General features: G+C 42.4%; 16 protein-coding genes. 8 read left to right on the top strand and 8 right to left on the bottom strand.

Translation table 11 applies throughout. The features are described 5' to 3' along the window. Positions 1–54 precede the first annotated feature (54 nt). The 3 genes from AAHJ11_RS11170 to AAHJ11_RS11180 form a co-directional block, all read right to left on the bottom strand. Entirely contained in the window at positions 55–267 is a 213-nt protein-coding gene (locus tag AAHJ11_RS11170; RefSeq protein WP_117934125.1) for a hypothetical protein, read from the bottom strand. Between the two features lie 128 nt (positions 268–395). After that, on the bottom strand, positions 396–1262 hold the full coding sequence (locus AAHJ11_RS11175; protein WP_258981407.1) for a hypothetical protein: 867 nt from the start codon (positions 1260–1262) through the stop codon (positions 396–398). Between the two features lie 891 nt (positions 1263–2153). Further along, positions 2154–3170, bottom strand: coding sequence for an energy transducer TonB (locus AAHJ11_RS11180; protein ID WP_320979112.1), 1017 nt, complete (start codon positions 3168–3170; stop codon positions 2154–2156). Positions 3171–3290: 120 nt separating this feature from the next. Here AAHJ11_RS11180 and pheS point away from each other — a divergent pair, with 120 nt between their 5' ends. From pheS to AAHJ11_RS11220, 8 genes are all read left to right on the top strand, one after another. Beyond that, on the top strand, positions 3291–4310 hold the full coding sequence (gene pheS, locus AAHJ11_RS11185; RefSeq protein WP_148364701.1) for a phenylalanine--tRNA ligase subunit alpha: 1020 nt from the start codon (positions 3291–3293) through the stop codon (positions 4308–4310). Positions 4311–4464: 154 nt separating this feature from the next. Next, entirely contained in the window at positions 4465–5664 is a 1200-nt protein-coding gene (locus AAHJ11_RS11190; RefSeq protein ID WP_320974939.1) for an MFS transporter, read from the top strand. Continuing rightward, complete coding sequence (gene nth / locus AAHJ11_RS11195) at positions 5661–6338, top strand: endonuclease III (protein ID WP_004300865.1); 678 nt, start codon at positions 5661–5663, stop codon at positions 6336–6338. The genes AAHJ11_RS11190 and nth overlap by 4 nt, the downstream gene beginning before the upstream one ends. A 93-nt stretch (positions 6339–6431) precedes the next feature. Next, a complete protein-coding gene (locus tag AAHJ11_RS11200) occupies positions 6432–7691 on the top strand; it encodes a phosphoglycerate kinase (RefSeq protein ID WP_148364699.1) in 1260 nt (419 codons plus the stop codon). Positions 7692–7796: 105 nt separating this feature from the next. Then, entirely contained in the window at positions 7797–8765 is a 969-nt protein-coding gene (locus AAHJ11_RS11205; RefSeq protein ID WP_217721182.1) for an ABC transporter substrate-binding protein, read from the top strand. 61 nt (positions 8766–8826) lie between these two features. Next, positions 8827–9819 carry a porin gene (locus tag AAHJ11_RS11210; protein ID WP_195649547.1) on the top strand — a complete coding sequence of 331 codons (993 nt, stop codon included), beginning with the start codon at positions 8827–8829 and terminating at the stop codon, positions 9817–9819. Positions 9820–10055: 236 nt separating this feature from the next. Beyond that, a complete protein-coding gene (locus tag AAHJ11_RS11215) occupies positions 10056–11240 on the top strand; it encodes a DUF418 domain-containing protein (RefSeq protein ID WP_148364696.1) in 1185 nt (394 codons plus the stop codon). A 7-nt stretch (positions 11241–11247) separates the two neighbouring features. Then, complete coding sequence (locus AAHJ11_RS11220; RefSeq protein ID WP_195649548.1) at positions 11248–13455, top strand: tetratricopeptide repeat protein; 2208 nt, start codon at positions 11248–11250, stop codon at positions 13453–13455. A 183-nt stretch (positions 13456–13638) separates the two neighbouring features. Here AAHJ11_RS11220 and AAHJ11_RS11225 read toward each other — a convergent pair whose 3' ends face one another. The 5 genes from AAHJ11_RS11225 to AAHJ11_RS11245 all read right to left on the bottom strand — a co-directional run bounded on the left by AAHJ11_RS11225 (position 13639) and on the right by AAHJ11_RS11245 (position 16582). Then, complete coding sequence (locus AAHJ11_RS11225) at positions 13639–14220, bottom strand: Maf-like protein (protein ID WP_148364695.1); 582 nt, start codon at positions 14218–14220, stop codon at positions 13639–13641. A 183-nt stretch (positions 14221–14403) separates the two neighbouring features. Beyond that, on the bottom strand, positions 14404–14925 hold the full coding sequence (locus AAHJ11_RS11230) for a KdsC family phosphatase (RefSeq protein WP_148364694.1): 522 nt from the start codon (positions 14923–14925) through the stop codon (positions 14404–14406). Beyond that, a complete protein-coding gene (locus tag AAHJ11_RS11235; protein ID WP_148364693.1) occupies positions 14906–15700 on the bottom strand; it encodes a Rossmann-like and DUF2520 domain-containing protein in 795 nt (264 codons plus the stop codon). Before AAHJ11_RS11235 ends, AAHJ11_RS11230 begins: the two co-directional genes overlap by 20 nt. Positions 15701–15707: 7 nt before the next feature. After that, positions 15708–16043 carry a hypothetical protein gene (locus tag AAHJ11_RS11240; RefSeq protein WP_148364692.1) on the bottom strand — a complete coding sequence of 112 codons (336 nt, stop codon included), beginning with the start codon at positions 16041–16043 and terminating at the stop codon, positions 15708–15710. 2 nt (positions 16044–16045) lie between these two features. Then, positions 16046–16582 carry a nitroreductase family protein gene (locus AAHJ11_RS11245; RefSeq protein WP_004327009.1) on the bottom strand — a complete coding sequence of 179 codons (537 nt, stop codon included), beginning with the start codon at positions 16580–16582 and terminating at the stop codon, positions 16046–16048. Positions 16583–16679: the final 97 nt, after the last annotated feature.

The following is a 16679-nucleotide window of genomic DNA, read 5'->3' on the forward strand; positions in this document are numbered from 1 at the left end:
CAATATTTCAACATTAAAGTTATTACTCCGGCAAACTAAAATTAAAAAGGACCTTTATTCAAGGTCCTTTTTAATCACTTCGTCCATTTCTTTTATACGTTTCTCACGGTCTTTAATGGGACCGTCTTTCTTGTCATTCTTAAATGCGTCATCGGCACGGTCGGCAACCTCGCCACTCCATTCCTCAAACTGGTTCTTAGCCGGACGACCATTCGGTTCGATATTTTCTTCGGCTATCGAATCATGCCTGTTAATCATATCATCCATAATTTCTCGTTTTAAAAGTTTATGGCTATAAGACAATACAAACGAAGAAAAGTTTTCTATTTTAATGATTTTTGAAGAAATCAGTCATGTTATTATACTATCAAAGAAACACTCCAGCCCAATCTGTGTCATTCATCCAGATACCTATATAAATTACAGTTACCGGCAACGTCCAGTACATTCAGCTCTTTCAAGCGTTTTTCCACTTTCTTTTGTGAAACCAGCCCGAAATTCCGTAACATATCACGCAATTTCCTAAACCCATATTGAGAAGTGATTTGTAGCAGTTCCCGGAGTGTTTTTATATCAGCTTCTGAAATGATCCGCTGCGACCGAATATCGAATTTCAATTCTGTGATAGGAGTATCGAGCAAAGCCTTTGCCGCTTTTATATCTTCGGGAATAAAAATTTCCGGATTCGTCTCTTCTGCTTCCCTCATGAGCATATCATTATCAAAGCCATTCTGGCGGGATTTCATTTCATACGCCCTTATTGTTGCTCTAAGGCGGATATTGTCTTCCTTATAAGTCCTAAGGAATCCCGCTTGAGATTTTATTTCCTGTACAAGTCCCTCAAATACTTTCTGCGCTTGACGATATTTCATGTGTTTCCGGACACTAAAATCCTTGATGTTTCCTTGCAAGACGGTATAGAGAAATAGCTGCCGTCTTTCATCATTTCTTATCATTCCGGCAAGCTCTTTTATTATTAACCGAATCAATGGGGTCAACTCTTTCAGCGATTGAAGCAGAAAAAGTTCCTCTTCATTTTCCTTCATCTTCTCATCCATCCGGCGTTTGTGTTCTTCTTCGGAAAGACTGAACCGGATATTTCGTTCAAGACAATCCGTCAGACTGTTTTCATCAAGCATCAGATAATCACCGATTTCTGAATAAATAATCTCCTGTCTTTTACACCAAGTAATAATACGTCTGGTAGATACCTGATACTTGGTTGCTGCTTCTTCAATACCAATCCATTGTTTTGTTGTCATACCTCGTTTTGTTTTTAGATGTATACGTCGCAACCAGATACAAAAAGGTGCGAACGATACATATATTTCCCAACAGCGGTACTAGCAAAACCGACAGATGAAAATACAGTATGCCCGCACCAGAACTTATATATCGATAGGGATATAAGCTTGGCACGGACATTTGATTTATCATCTGTTTGAAAATTGCTAGTTTCCTGTTAGATAAATTAAATGTCCTATAAATACAAGTCCGGCTGTCAAAGGTCCGGTCCTTGATTGCAAATATACTTCTTTTTTCTGAAAAGAAAGATAATAAATGACAAGCTTTTTAGTTACAATGGAATTTTATATAAGATAAATAAGTAAACAACTACATGGGGGAATAGTTTCATCGGCGAGAAACTAAAGTTCCATCAGTGTGAAACTATAGTTTCACCTAAGAGAAACTAATAGTTCCAAGCAGGAGAAACTAAAGTTTCAAGGCGATGAAACTGTAGTTTCACACCGCAAAACCAATAGTTTCAAGGCTTGAAACTATCGGTTACAAGGCAGATCCCGCCCCGTATGTACAGGGGTAATAAATAAAATAGCTTATCTGCCTGTGGTTAATACTATTCAGGCCATGAAACTTCATCTGTGATTTTTACTTGATTTGGGTATGCATCTCTACCATACCGCCTTTGCAGTGCGTTTATCTCTTCTTTGCTTTGCAGTGACAGCATTATTGCCGTCACAGTGCTGTCACCATGCTGCTGTCACGCCATTAACTTTTCATAATCAAACAGTTAAGTCACAATCTGTGACAGATGACAGCAAATTTATTTTTTTTATTTATTGGAGAGAGTATAAGTTCAACTTATAAATGCAATATCTCTTTTTTTATTAATCGGACTTTAGATGCAAAGTTGCTTATTTATTCCGATAGAGTTGCGGACGGAAAGGAACATAAAGAGTGTAATTACTATCCGCCGGCTTTCCTCCCACCAATGCAGGTGACCATTTCGGCATCCCTTTGACAATGCGGAGAGCCTCCTCTGCAAATTCCGGATGAGTGGAACGTAGAATATGAGGACGAAGGATAACCCCTTCTTTATCAATAGTAAACTCACATAAAGCATAACCCGAAACATTCTTCTCCAAAAGCCCTGACGGATAAACCATTTCACTGGCAATATATTCTTCCGGAGTCATCGCAGAGAAATGAGCAGGTTCCTCCACCTGTCTTCCGGAAAGTGTCTTTGAACGGGGCCCCACCGGATAAATTCCGATATACATCGGCCGCTTATAAGCATCCGGCTCTTCCTTGGTACGCTGTTGCAATGCTTTTAATAAAGCAGCAGCCTCCACTGCCAACGTCTGTTCCGAAATATTTTCCCCTCGGGATAACATATAAGCCGACTGACAAACCAACACGAGACGTTCCATCAACGTTCCCTTTTCCGGCGACCATTTACGTCCCATCTGCTCTTTACCTTTGGCATCCGTAGAAGAGAAAAAATAAACAATTCCATCCAAACCAGCCGTAGAACCGTCCAAATCCTGTACCTGCTCTGTCACCAAACGAAAGATAGCCCCTAAAGAGTGATATAGGGAAGCACTAATGACAGCCGATTTAGTATCCACCGTCACCGTCCCCTTCTCTGCCTGCCAATAAGTACGCGATAATGTGTTCGAAACCAGCGTATGACGCCCGTTCCTCTTCTCTACCGACATCGCATACTCCGGTGAAAAGGAAGGGATAGCTGCAAAATGCGCATAAGGCTGTTTCTGGAAGCCTGTATTAAGTAAAGAAAACACACTACGATAATATTCGCCTAACTCGCCTGTATAAGTGGAAAAAGGCTTCACCGGCTCCAAATAGTCAATTTGGGCCGCAAGGCGAAAAGAAAAGGTTAAAAGCAGAAGACAGAAAACAATCTTTTTCATAAGTTGCCGGATTTTCGGTACATATCGGCAACAAAGATACAAATTATTTCGATGGTTCGTGATAAAATTATATCTTTGCACGGTTTTTACTAAGAAACTGAATAACAATACATCAAAAATATGATAGCTAAGATTGAACAACTTCTGAAAGAGGTGGAAGCCTTACACGCCTCCAATGCCGAAGAACTCGAAGCTCTCCGCATCAAATACCTAAGTAAGAAGGGAGCCATTAACGACTTAATGGCAGATTTCCGTAACGTAGCTGCCGAACAGAAAAAAGAAGTCGGCATGAGACTGAATGAACTGAAAACAAAAGCGCAGGACAAAATCAACGCGCTGAAAGAAATGTTTGAAAGTCAGGACAACGATTGTGACGGACTGGATTTGACGCGTTCGGCTTATCCTGTGGAACTCGGTACACGCCACCCGCTCACCATTGTAAAGAACGAAATCATTGATATCTTTGCCCGTCTGGGATTCAGCATTGCCGAAGGTCCGGAAATTGAAGATGACTGGCACGTGTTCTCGGCACTGAACTTTGCCGAAGACCATCCGGCACGCGATATGCAGGATACTTTCTTTATCGAAGCCCACCCGGACGTAGTATTGCGTACACATACTTCTTCTGTACAGACCCGTGTGATGGAAACGTCACAGCCTCCTATCCGCATCATCTGTCCGGGACGTGTATATCGTAACGAAGCTATCAGCTATCGCGCACACTGTTTCTTCCATCAGGTAGAAGCACTGTATGTAGATAAAAACGTATCATTCACCGACTTGAAGCAGGTGTTGCTGCTCTTCGCCAAAGAAATGTTCGGTGCTGATACAAAAATTCGTCTGCGTCCGTCTTACTTCCCGTTTACCGAACCAAGTGCGGAAATGGATATCAGCTGTAACATCTGCGGTGGCAAAGGATGTCCGTTCTGTAAACACACCGGCTGGGTAGAAATCCTCGGTTGCGGTATGGTAGACCCGAACGTACTTGAATCAAACGGAATAGACAGCAAAATATACAGCGGTTATGCTCTCGGTATGGGTATCGAGCGTATCACAAACCTGAAATATCAGGTGAAAGACCTCCGTATGTTCTCTGAAAACGATACGCGCTTCCTAAAAGAATTCGAGAGCGCTTACTAAATTAGATTTCACCACAGAGGACGCAGAGGACACAGAGTTCTTATTTCAGCCGTATCAACTACGGCTCGTTTTTCATAGAAAGTCATTAGAAAGAAAAAACTCCGTGAGACTCTGCGTCCTCTGCGTCCTCTGTGGTGAAACAAATACATTCATTATGGCAAAGGATAGACTCATTACTCCCAGTTATTGTTTCATCTTGGCAGCCAACTTCCTGCTATACTTCGGTTTCTGGTTGCTGATTCCTGTTTTGCCGTTCTATTTATCCGAATTCTTCCAGGCTGGAAATTCCACTATCGGCATTGTCCTCTCCTGCTACACGGTGGCAGCCCTCTGTATCCGTCCGTTTTCCGGCTATCTGCTCGACACGTTTGCCCGGAAACCTCTTTATCTGTTTGCTTACTTCATCTTCATGATGATGTTCGGCGGATATTTAATTGCCGGTTCCCTTACCTTATTTATTATCTTCCGAATCATTCACGGAGTCTCTTTTGGAATGGTCACAGTAGGCGGAAACACGGTAGTGATAGACATTATGCCATCTTCCCGGCGAGGAGAAGGCTTAGGTTATTACGGGCTTACCAACAACACAGCCATGTCCATCGGACCGATGTTCGGACTGTTTCTGCATGATGCGGGAGTTTCTTTTGCTACGATATTCTGTTATGCATTCGGTTCCTGCATTTTAGGTTTTCTATGTGCAAGTCTGGTAAAAACGCTCTACAAGCCTCCTGTGAAACGGGAGCCGATCTCGCTCGACCGCTTTATCCTGATGAAAGGACTGCCTGCCGGACTTAGTCTGCTGTTACTTTCCATCCCTTACGGAATGACCACTAACTATGTCGCCATGTACGCCCGCCAAATAGGATTGAACACACAAACCGGGTTCTTCTTTACCTTTATGGCAGTCGGTATGGCCATCTCCCGCATCTTTTCAGGAAAACTGGTGGATCGCGGAAAAATAACGCAAGTAATAGCTGCCGGATTATACCTGGTTGTTTTCAGTTTCTTCCTGCTTTCAGCCTGTGTATACCTGATTCAATGGAATGATACCGTCTGTACCCTGCTGTTTTTTGGCATCGCATTATTAATGGGTGTCGGGTTTGGCATTATGTTTCCGGCATTTAACACGCTGTTTGTCAACCTCGCCCCTAACAGCCAGCGGGGAACAGCGACTTCTACCTACCTCACTTCCTGGGATGTAGGAATCGGCATCGGTATGCTGACCGGAGGATATATCGCAGAAATAAGTACATTTGATAAGGCCTATCTTTTCGGAGCCTGCCTGACGGTAGTTTCCGCCCTCTATTTCAGACTAAAAGTGACGCCTCATTACCATAAAAACAAGCTACGATGAGAAAGAAAGAACGTTATGAGAAAGTAATCGCCTGGTTTCAGGACAACATACCTGTAGCCGAAACCGAACTGCATTACAACAATCCGTATGAGTTGCTGATCGCTGTTATTCTTTCTGCACAATGCACGGACAAACGGGTGAATATCATCACTCCTCCTTTGTATAAAGATTTTCCGACTCCGGAAGCACTGGCTGCCACTACGCCGGAAGTGATTTTCGAATACATACGAAGCGTGTCTTATCCCAACAACAAAGCCAAACATCTGGTCGGCATGGCAAAGATGCTGGTGAATGACTTCAATAGCGAGGTGCCGGATAATCTGGAAGATCTGATAAAGTTGCCCGGTGTAGGAAGAAAGACTGCCAATGTGATTCAGTCGGTTGTATTCAAAAAAGCGGCAATGGCGGTAGATACACACGTGTTCCGTGTCAGCCACCGCATCGGACTGGTCCCGGACAGTTGCACCACCCCGTTCAGCGTGGAAAAAGAACTGGTGAAGAATATTCCGGAAAAGCTCATACCGATTGCCCATCACTGGCTCATCCTGCACGGCCGTTACGTTTGTCAGGCACGTACTCCCAAATGTGACACCTGTGGTTTGCAAATGATGTGCAAATATTTCTGTAACACCTATAAAGTTACAAAAGAGGAACCAAAAGCCAAGAATAAATAACGATTTAATAGCAAGGAACCGAAATAAATAGTAACTTTGCAGTCGTTCTAAAAGAAGAATTTTAAAAACACTTTTAAATAAAAATAGAGTATTATGCAGACAATTGACAAATTCAATTTTGCCGGTAAAAAGGCATTTGTTCGCGTGGACTTCAATGTACCCCTGGACGAAAACTTCAACATTACAGATGACACTCGTATGCGTGCAGCTCTTCCTACTTTGAAGAAGATTCTGGCAGACGGCGGAAGCATCATCATTGGCTCTCACCTGGGCCGTCCGAAAGGCGTTGCCGATAAGTTCTCTTTGAAACATATCATCAAGCATCTGTCTGAACTGCTGGGCGTTGAGGTTCAGTTCGCTAACGACTGCATGGGCGAAGAAGCTGCTGTAAAAGCTGCTGCTCTGCAACCGGGAGAAGTGCTGTTGCTCGAAAACCTTCGTTTCTACGCTGAAGAAGAAGGCAAACCAAGAGGTTTGGCAGAAGATGCAACTGACGAAGAAAAAGCTGCTGCTAAGAAAGCTGTAAAAGAAAGCCAGAAAGAATTTACCAAGAAATTGGCTTCTTACGCTGACTGCTACGTAAACGACGCATTCGGTACTGCCCACCGTGCACACGCTTCTACAGCATTGATCGCTAAATATTTCGACGTAAACAACAAGATGTTCGGTTACTTGATGGAGAAAGAAGTGAAAGCTGTTGATAAAGTATTGAACGACATCCAACGTCCGTTCACTGCTATCATGGGTGGTTCTAAAGTTTCTTCTAAGATCGAAATCATCGAAAACCTGTTGAGCAAGGTGGACAACCTGATCATCGCCGGTGGTATGACTTATACATTTACTAAAGCAATGGGGGGTAAAATCGGTATCTCTATCTGTGAGGACGACAAACTTGACCTGGCTTTGGATTTGATAAAGAAAGCTAAAGAAAAAGGTGTAAACCTGGTATTGGCTGTTGACGCTAAGATTGCTGACGCATTCTCTAACGATGCAAATACTAAATTCTGTGCTGTTGACGAAATTCCTGACGGATGGGAAGGTCTTGACATCGGTCCTAAGACTGAAGAAATCTTCGCTAACGTGATCAAAGAATCTAAGACTATTCTTTGGAACGGTCCTACAGGCGTATTCGAATTTGATAACTTCACTCACGGTTCACGTGCAGTAGGTGAAGCAATCGTTGAAGCAACTAAGAAAGGCGCATTCTCACTCGTAGGTGGTGGCGACTCTGTAGCTTGCGTTAACAAGTTCGGTTTGGCTAACGGTGTGTCTTATGTTTCAACTGGTGGTGGCGCATTGCTCGAAGCAATCGAAGGAAAAGTTCTTCCGGGTATCGCTGCTATTCAAGAATAAGATTATTGTTAATTTCACACAAAAATGTTGGTCGGGGCAGTTCTTTGTGAAAAGAGTTGCCCCTATTTATAAAAAAAGAGGTCCTCTTATTTATAAAAACGAGGTATGAAAAGACCGGTACTATTCTTTTGGTTCATCCTTTTCTTCCTTTACTCTTGCCAGAGTAAGAAAGGAGACAGCTCTTTTTTACCTCTAGCCGAACTGCAACCACTTACCTTAGGCATGATGCCTACACTAGACGGACTTCCTTTTCATATAGCCAAAACGCAAGGCATTTACGACTCATTAGGACTGGACTTGACCATTCTTTCATTCAACTCTGCCAACGACCGGGACGCTGCTTTCCAAACCCGGAAAATGGATGGCATGATTACTGATTATCCCAGTGCGGTAGCATTACAAGCTATTCATCATACTGATTTAGCATTCATCCTGAAGAATGACGGTTATTTCTGCTTCATTGTCTCCAAAGAAAGTAATATCAACCAACTGGAACAGCTCAAGGAAAAGAATATCGCTGTATCGCGCAACACAGTTATCGAATATGCCACCGACCAGCTATTAAGCAAAGCCGGAATCAAGCATACGGAAATAAACATGCCGGGAATCGGCCAGCTTCTTCTCCGCCTGCAAATGTTGCAGTACAATCAGATTGACGCCTCTTTCCTGCCCGATCCTGCCGCATCCATCGCCATGAACAATAAACATCGTTCATTGGTAAGTACACAAGAGCTGGGTATCGATTTCACCGCTACCGCTTTTTCACGAAAAGCACTCAACGAAAAGAGAAAAGAAATCGAGTTACTCATCACAGGATATAACCTGGGAGTAGATTATATAAAAATGCACCCGCAGAAAGAATGGGAACAAGTACTGATAGAAATAGGTGTGCCCGAAAATCTGACAGGGCTCGTTGCCCTCCCCGGTTATCAAAAAGCAAAACGCCCCTCCGCTGAAGCGATAGACAAGGCTATACACTGGTTGAAAGAAAACCACCGAATACCCCAAACCTACTCTGAAAAGAATCTGATTGACACTACGTTTATCCCCACAGTATCAACCATAATCAAATAACAACTGACTCATGCGAAAAACACTACTTAAACTCTTCACTTTTGTATTATGTATAATAGGTATGCAAAATGCCCTTCTTGCACAAGAACAAACGCCACTAAATCAGGTTGTCAACACGCTGAAAGAACGAATTAGCCTCTCCGGATATGCCCAGCTGGGATATACATACGACGATGCAGCGAATCCTGACAATACATTCGACATCAAAAGAATCATTTTCATGGCACATGGAAAGATCACCAAACGGTGGACTTGCGACTTTATGTATGACTTCTACAATGGCGGTATGCTACTCGAAGTATATACCGATTATCAGTTTCTCCCCGGACTTACGGCACGTATCGGTGAATTCAAAGTTCCTTATACCATAGAAAACGAATTGTCTCCTACTACAGTAGAACTTATTAATTGCTATTCACAATCTGTCTGCTATCTGGCAGGAGTAAGCGGTAGCGATAAGTGTTACGGAATGACTTCCGGACGGGATATTGGCATGATGCTTCACGGGAAAGTATTTCGAGACTTCCTGCAATATAAAGTGGCCGTAATGAACGGGCAGGGATTGAATACCAAAGACAAAAACAACCAGAAAGATGTGGTCGGCAATTTGATGGTTTATCCTCTGAAATGGTTATCCGTAGGTGGTTCGTTCATCCGCGGAACAGGGCACGCCATAGCCGATTCGGAATATACCGGAATCAAAGCGGGAGAAAATTACGCCAAGAAACGTTGGAGTGCAGGAGGTGTTGTCACTACTCCGACTTTTAATCTGCGTACGGAATATCTTGGCGGAAAAGACCGAAGTGTGACAAGTGAAGGCTTCTATGCAACGGGAAGCCTACGCTTTGCACGGAATTTCGATTTCATCGCTTCGTACGATTATTTCAACCCGAACAAGAGCGCAGATTTCAAACAAAATAACTATATTGCAGGCGTACAATACTGGTTTTATCCCAGATGTCGATTGCAGGCACAATATACCTTTTGTGACAAAAAAGGAGATGGACAGAAAGATTCCAATCTGATACAGGCACAGGTACAGGTGAGGTTTTAATTCAAGTATTGAGTGTCAAGTATTAAGTATTAATCGTAGTAGTTGAAAACAGACTATCATTCATTCCCATAGGGTTATGAATGAAATTATAAATAAGGAATTAGGCACGGATTACGCGGATTACACGGTTTTGGCTGCGCAATCTTTTTGAAGCCGTGTAATCCGCGTAATCCGTGCCTGAATATATTCCTCTTGGAACAAATATTAATCTTATTAATAACAATAGCTAAAAAAACATGGAAAGTAAAATCGCCGAAACCAATGCCCGAATAGACGTGGCCGACGTATTAAGAGGATTGGCAGTAATGGGAATCATCCTCTTGCACAGTATTGAACACTTTAATTTCTATTCTTTTCCGGAAGAAGTCCCTTTTGAATGGATGAAATTTACCGATCAGGCAATCTGGAGAGGATTATTCTTCACATTCAGCAATAAAGCATACGCTGTATTTGCTTTGCTATTCGGTTTCAGTTTCTATATTCAGGACAATAACCAACAACGGAGAGGGAAAGATTTCCGCCTGCGTTTTTTATGGAGATTATTCATCCTGTTCATTATAGGACAATTCAATGCCGCTTTCTTTACCGGTGAAATATTAACCATGTATGCGATTTTAGGAATTATCCTGCCGATATTTTGCCGGATGAGTGACCGTACAGTTGCCATCTTTGCTACTTTATTAATCCTTCAACCTATCGACTGGGCAAAATTGATCTATGCCTTATGCAATCCTGACTATGTGGCAGGTAAAAGTCTGGCAGGTTATTATTTCAGCATCGCTTTCGACGTGCAAAAGCATGGCAACTTCCTTGAAACAGTCCGCATGAATATGTGGGAAGGACAAATGGCTAACATGACCTGGGCATTGGAACACGGACGTATCTTACAAACACCGGGACTATTCCTATTCGGAATGCTGGTTGGTCGCCGCAAATATTTCCTGTATAGCGAACAGAACGAACGCTTGTGGCTAAAAGCATTGGCAATTTCGCTTCTCTGCTTCTTCCCCATCTACGGATTAAATAATATGTTGCCGGAATTCATCGAACGGAGTGCCGTCCTTGTTCCTCTACAATTGATATTAAGTTCATTCAGCAGCCTTAGTTTCATGGTATTACTGGTGACAGGATTACTGTTGACTTTCTACCGTGTGAAAGACCGCAGTTTCTTTATGCGTTTCACCTCTTATGGTAAAATGAGTTTAACGAACTATCTCGGGCAATCTATTTTCGGTTCTCTTTTGTTCTATCATTGGGGATTCGAATTGGGACGATATTTAGGAATCACATATAGTTTTCTTTTTGGCATCCTTTTTGTTCTATTACAAATGGTATTCTGTTCGTGGTGGCTCCGACACCATAAACATGGTCCTTTTGAGGGTCTCTGGAAACGTTTGACTTGGATTGGAAAAAGTAAATAATTAAATAATGATGAACGAAAAAACGATTAATGAACAATACGCATATATACGTACCTTACTTGAAGAGAAAAGACTCAAGGAAGCTTTGATGCAGTTGGAATCTCTGCTGTGGCAGTGTCCTGACTGGGATCTGCGTACCCGCCTGGAACAATTGCAGACTTCCTACAAGTATATGCTGGAATACATGAAACAAGGAGCAAATGACCCTGAACGGTGGAATCTGTATCAGAAAATGGTATCAGACACGTGGGGAATTGCCGACCAATCACGTTTGCTCATATTGGATAACGCTTCATCAAGATACTATCATGAAGTACGACGCACTCCCAAATCGCCAGACTTGTCAAACTATGGTCTTAAAACCATATTGCACATACTGGAGTCTTTTAATGACGACTTGGCAGTCAGCGGATTACTGTCTGACGAAAAGATGGATGAAGTATTAAAGCGGCATGAGGACACGCTCAAGTTTATGTTTATCAGAACATGGACGAATAGTGCATGGACTCCCGAAGACGAGGAAGATGCAAAAGCCATGCTTGCCTCGGAATTACTTCCGGGAGATGACTTATGTTTGTTTGTCAGCGCCCTCACATTAAGCTTGATGGAATGTTTCGACTTACGAAAAATAATGTGGTTGCTTGATGCTTACGAGCATCCCAACGTCAACGTCAGTCAACGGGCATTGGTTGGTGCGATGATTATTTTCCACATTTACAGAAGCCGCCTTACTTTCTATCCGGAACTGATAAAAAGGGTGGATCTCATGGAAGAAATTCCTTCATTCAGAGAAGATGTCGCACGTATTTACCGCCAAATGCTATTATGTCAGGAAACGGAAAAGATTGATAAAAAGATGAGGGAGGAGATTATTCCCGAAATGCTGAAGAATGTTTCCTCCATGAAAAATATGCGGTTCGGCTTTGAAGAAAGCGATGAAGAGAACAACGATATGAATCCGGATTGGGAAGATGCATTCGAAAAATCCGGACTGGGGGATAAATTGCGTGAAATGAACGAATTGCAGTTGGAGGGTGCAGATGTATATATGAGCACTTTTGCGGCATTGAAAAACTATCCGTTCTTCCGCGAGGTACATAACTGGTTTTATCCATTCAGCAAGCAACAGTCTAATGTGCTCAAGGCAATGAAGCAGGCGGGAAATCAGGGAGGCAGTCTACTGGATTTAATTCTTCAATCGGGGTTCTTCAGCAATAGTGATAAGTACTCGCTCTTTTTCACGATCCATCAATTGCCACAGTCACAACAGGATATGATGTTGAGCCAACTGAACGAACAGCAGGTTGCAGAATTGGCGGAGAAATCGAATGTTGAGACGATGAAGAAATTCAATGAACGTCCGGGAACGGTCAGCAACCAATACCTGCACGATTTGTATCGTTTCTTCAAACTTAGTGTGCGTAAGAGTGAATTCAGAGATATTTTTAAAGAGAAGCTCGATCTTCATCATGTCCCTGCACTTGACAATATATTACACTGGGAAGATGTATTGTTCCCCATTGCCGATTTCTACCTGTCAAAGGAACGTTGGGACGAGGCTATCGAAATTTATGAGGAGTTGGAAACGATTGGCGGATTCGAAGGAGAGAGTGCGGAATATTATCAGAAGTTTGGCTATGCATTGCAAAAAAGGAAGAAATATGCAGAGGCTATCCAAGCTTATCTGAAAGCAGACACGCTGAAACCGGATAATATCTGGAACAATCGCCATCTGGCTATTTGTTATCGGCTGAACAGAAACTATCAGGTAGCAATCACCTACTACAAAAAGGTAGAAGAAGCTGCTCCGGAAGATACCAACGTGACTTTCCATATCGGTAGTTGTCTGGCTGAATTGGGGCAATATGAAGAAGCACTGAATTATTTCTTCAAACTGGATTTCATCGAGAGCAATTGCATCAAGGCATGGCGTGGTATCGGCTGGTGTTCATTCATCAGCCAGAAACATGAACAGGCGATGAAGTATTATGAAAAAATAATAGAACAAAAGCCTCTGGCTATTGACTATATGAATGCAGGACATGTTGCTTGGGTGATGGGAGATATTCAGAAAGCTGCCGTTTTCTATGGAAAAGCCATTACGGCAAGTGGAAACCGGGAACGATTCTTGGAAATGTTCCATAAAGATGAAGAGGCTCTTCTCACACAAGGAATTCGGGAAGAAGATATTCCTCTGATGCTGGATTTATTATAGTTTTCGCATCTTTCAGTTTGGGATATTCAGTAAATGTTCCTGCTTAAAAATACAGAAAAAGGCTGCCTCATTTTCTATTTCAAGGCAGCCTTTTTTGCATTATTGTACTAAGTATATCTTATGTATTTTATGTAATCAATACGTTAATTACACTGATATATTCAGATAGATTCAAGATACTTACTATAGCTTTTTCAACTCTCCGTACAGTTTCTGTATAGGAAGTCCCATAATATTATAGAAACTACCGGAAATTGATTTAACCCCGATATATCCGATCCATTCCTGAACGCCATAAGCTCCTGCCTTATCCATTGGCTGATAACGATCTACGTAATACAGGATTTCATCTTCCGACAAGACATCAAACAATACTTCGGAGGAAGCGGTAAAGCTTTTTTGCCACTCGGTAGTAGTCAGGCAAACTCCTGTGAAGACCTGATGAGATTTTCCCGAAAGAGTACGAAGCATTTCAACGGCTCCTTCCCTGCCCTCCGGTTTTCCAAGTACTTTCCCATCTAACCAGACTATGGTATCTGCCGTAATCAATAATTCTCCCGGCTTCATCATGGTACGGTAAGCATCTGCCTTTTCACGAGCAATATATTCAGGTATTTCAGCACCCACCAATGTGTCCGGATATGACTCGTCTATATCCGGCAATGTTCTGACTACATAGTCTACTCCCAGTCCTGACATCAGTTCTTTCCGACGGGGAGAATTGGAAGCTAATATAATCCGGTATTTCTTTAAGTTATCAAGCATGATTTTATTTACGATTTGACGATTTACTATTTACGATTGAAAATACTTTTTATTGATGATTGAAAAATGTTTCTGTTGATGATTAAGAGCAATTTCGTTGACGGTCAAAAGTACTGCTATTGACATCACCGGATTAATTTACAAAGATACTCCAATCGTAAATTGTCCAATCGTCTAATCCATTCACCAACCGAAAGCGTCTTCCGCCATCCATAGACCGTGAGCTTTCAGCACCTGCTCCACTACATCACGTCCGCATCCGCGTCCACCGTCTGCATATGAGATATACTTTGCAACGGATTTCACTTCCGGCACGGCATCTTTCGGACAGCATGGCAGTCCGCACTCACGCATCACTTCGATATCCGGTACGTCATCTCCCATATATAAAATTTCATCATCGGTCAATCCGTACTTATCACGAAAAGCACGATAATCGTGTATCTTCACAGCAGAACCCATGTATAAATCCTTCACTCCCAGTCCTTCAAAACGAATACGTACCGCTTCTGTGCGGCCACCGGTGATGATAGCTATGTGAAGTCCTTTTTTCACAGCCAGCTGGATGGCATATCCATCTTTGATATTCACGGTTCGCATCGGTTCACCGGAAGGATGCAAAGGTACAGTGGTCGAACTCAATACTCCGTCCACGTCAAAAGCTAAAGCTTTGATACGGGATAAATCATAGTTGATGGTGCTCATGGATACTTTTGCTCATTAGTTTATATATTTCCTGCAATGCCGGAGAATCTACCAACATGGCAAGATGATTACTCATCACATTCTCATCGTAACGAACAGCGGGTCCGGTCTGTGCATCACGTGGCGCCAATTCGTGTACTTTACGAGCCGTTTCATCTATCAGCGGAAGCATGACATCGAAAGGCAAGTTGTATTTTTCAAGTAAATCGGCTGCTAATGCATACATGTGATTTGTGAAGTTGCAGATAAAAACAGCAGCCAAATGAAGGCTTTTACGTTGCTCGGAAGAAGCTTCGTAGACCTTTTCCGAAAGAGTGGCGGCAACAGCCTTCAACAGCTCCACGTCTTCCGGCCTTTTCGCTTCAACAAAGAAAGGCACTTCCTGAAATTTGACTTCACGCTGTTTGCTGAATGTCTGCATCGGATAGAATACTCCGTAACGTTCTGCATGCCCTTCCCAAATGCTCATCGGAATGCTTCCTGCCGTATGCACCAACAAAGACGCCTGCTTTCCTTCTGTTATCTGCGGTAACAAATCTACTAAAGCGGCATCTTTCAACGATACGATATACAATTTTGCATCTTTGGAGACAGCCTGCAAATTTGTAGTATATTCAGCTTCTACTTTCTCGGCTAAGGTACGGGCAGATTCCATGGTCCGACTATATATCTGTACAATGCGGAAGCCTTTACGATAAAGAGCTTTCGCCAGATTAGTAGCCAAGTTACCTGCACCGATAAACACGATCGGTGTATCTTCTATACTTCTTTTCATTATTCTCTTATCGTTTTGCAAACCAGAATAAAATGATTCCGATGATGAGCAATGTCAATGGCAACAGATATCCGGATAACGAACCTAATAAGGATATTACCAAACCGATATTCATCACTAGCCAAAGGCCAAGCAACACCAGACCAATTGATTTATCGCGTTTGAAAATAAGGAAACAGATCGAAGCGTACAATAACATATTGTCCTTATTCATTACCCATGGTAGCCCGATGGAAGAAAAATGAATCAACTTATCGATCAGAAAAAGTGCTCCGATTACAATAAAGGTAACAGCGGTAGCCAGATAGGTATCTTTACTATTATTCGCTTTAGCAGCTCCCATGCTTATTTTCCTCCAAACTTATTAATATGAATTTTCTCCCATTGAAGATGTTCCTCATTGAAAGGTTTACGTTCCATCCCTTTATGGCCGATAGCAATGACAGAAAGAATCTGAAGTTGCAAAGGAATATCCAAAATTCCATGGACAAATTCATCGGAAGGCATTCCGGTAGCAGTGAAACGTTCGCGAACCTGCACCCAACAACTTCCCAAGCCAAGATCTTCAGCCTGCAACTGTATCATGATGGAAGCAATGGAAGCGTCTTCAATCCAAACATCGCTAGCCAACGGATCGGCCATTACAACAATCGCCAAAGCTGCGTCGGCAATGAACGAAGAAGCCTGTTCTTTGCAATGAGACAATTCTTTCAATACCTCTTTATCATCAACCACTACAAACTGCCAACTATTACTACGTTTGGAAGAAGGAGACATCAAAGCTGCTTTCATCAATGCAACTACCTGATCTTGTGTCAATTCTTCATCGGTGAACTTCCGCATACTACGACGGTTCTTTATCAATTCACTGAAATTTTCCATATTATTTCCGGTTTCATTTGATTAATGTATGCAAAGATAATGCAAACCGAGCGTAATAGGAAATAAAAGTTTATACTAAATGAAGAATATATCGTAT

It is taken from the genome of Bacteroides sp. 90-K9/2, assembly GCF_047310725.1.
Lineage (GTDB): Bacteria > Bacteroidota > Bacteroidia > Bacteroidales > Bacteroidaceae > Bacteroides > Bacteroides vicugnae.

Coding starts and splice junctions, on each gene's coding strand:
- AAHJ11_RS11180 (WP_320979112.1), bottom strand. CDS start 3,170: ATGAAAAAGATTGTTTTCTGTCTTCTGCTTTTAACCTTTTCTTTTCGC.
- AAHJ11_RS11210 (WP_195649547.1), top strand. CDS start 8,827: ATGCAAAATGCCCTTCTTGCACAAGAACAAACGCCACTAAATCAGGTT.
- AAHJ11_RS11205 (WP_217721182.1), top strand. CDS start 7,797: ATGAAAAGACCGGTACTATTCTTTTGGTTCATCCTTTTCTTCCTTTAC.
- nth (WP_004300865.1), top strand. CDS start 5,661: ATGAGAAAGAAAGAACGTTATGAGAAAGTAATCGCCTGGTTTCAGGAC.
- pheS (WP_148364701.1), top strand. CDS start 3,291: ATGATAGCTAAGATTGAACAACTTCTGAAAGAGGTGGAAGCCTTACAC.
- AAHJ11_RS11200 (WP_148364699.1), top strand. CDS start 6,432: ATGCAGACAATTGACAAATTCAATTTTGCCGGTAAAAAGGCATTTGTT.
- AAHJ11_RS11220 (WP_195649548.1), top strand. CDS start 11,248: ATGATGAACGAAAAAACGATTAATGAACAATACGCATATATACGTACC.
- AAHJ11_RS11240 (WP_148364692.1), bottom strand. CDS start 16,043: ATGGGAGCTGCTAAAGCGAATAATAGTAAAGATACCTATCTGGCTACC.
- AAHJ11_RS11170 (WP_117934125.1), bottom strand. CDS start 267: ATGGATGATATGATTAACAGGCATGATTCGATAGCCGAAGAAAATATC.
- AAHJ11_RS11175 (WP_258981407.1), bottom strand. CDS start 1,262: ATGACAACAAAACAATGGATTGGTATTGAAGAAGCAGCAACCAAGTAT.
- AAHJ11_RS11235 (WP_148364693.1), bottom strand. CDS start 15,700: ATGAAAAGAAGTATAGAAGATACACCGATCGTGTTTATCGGTGCAGGT.
- AAHJ11_RS11225 (WP_148364695.1), bottom strand. CDS start 14,220: ATGCTTGATAACTTAAAGAAATACCGGATTATATTAGCTTCCAATTCT.
- AAHJ11_RS11230 (WP_148364694.1), bottom strand. CDS start 14,925: ATGAGCACCATCAACTATGATTTATCCCGTATCAAAGCTTTAGCTTTT.
- AAHJ11_RS11245 (WP_004327009.1), bottom strand. CDS start 16,582: ATGGAAAATTTCAGTGAATTGATAAAGAACCGTCGTAGTATGCGGAAG.
- AAHJ11_RS11190 (WP_320974939.1), top strand. CDS start 4,465: ATGGCAAAGGATAGACTCATTACTCCCAGTTATTGTTTCATCTTGGCA.
- AAHJ11_RS11215 (WP_148364696.1), top strand. CDS start 10,056: ATGGAAAGTAAAATCGCCGAAACCAATGCCCGAATAGACGTGGCCGAC.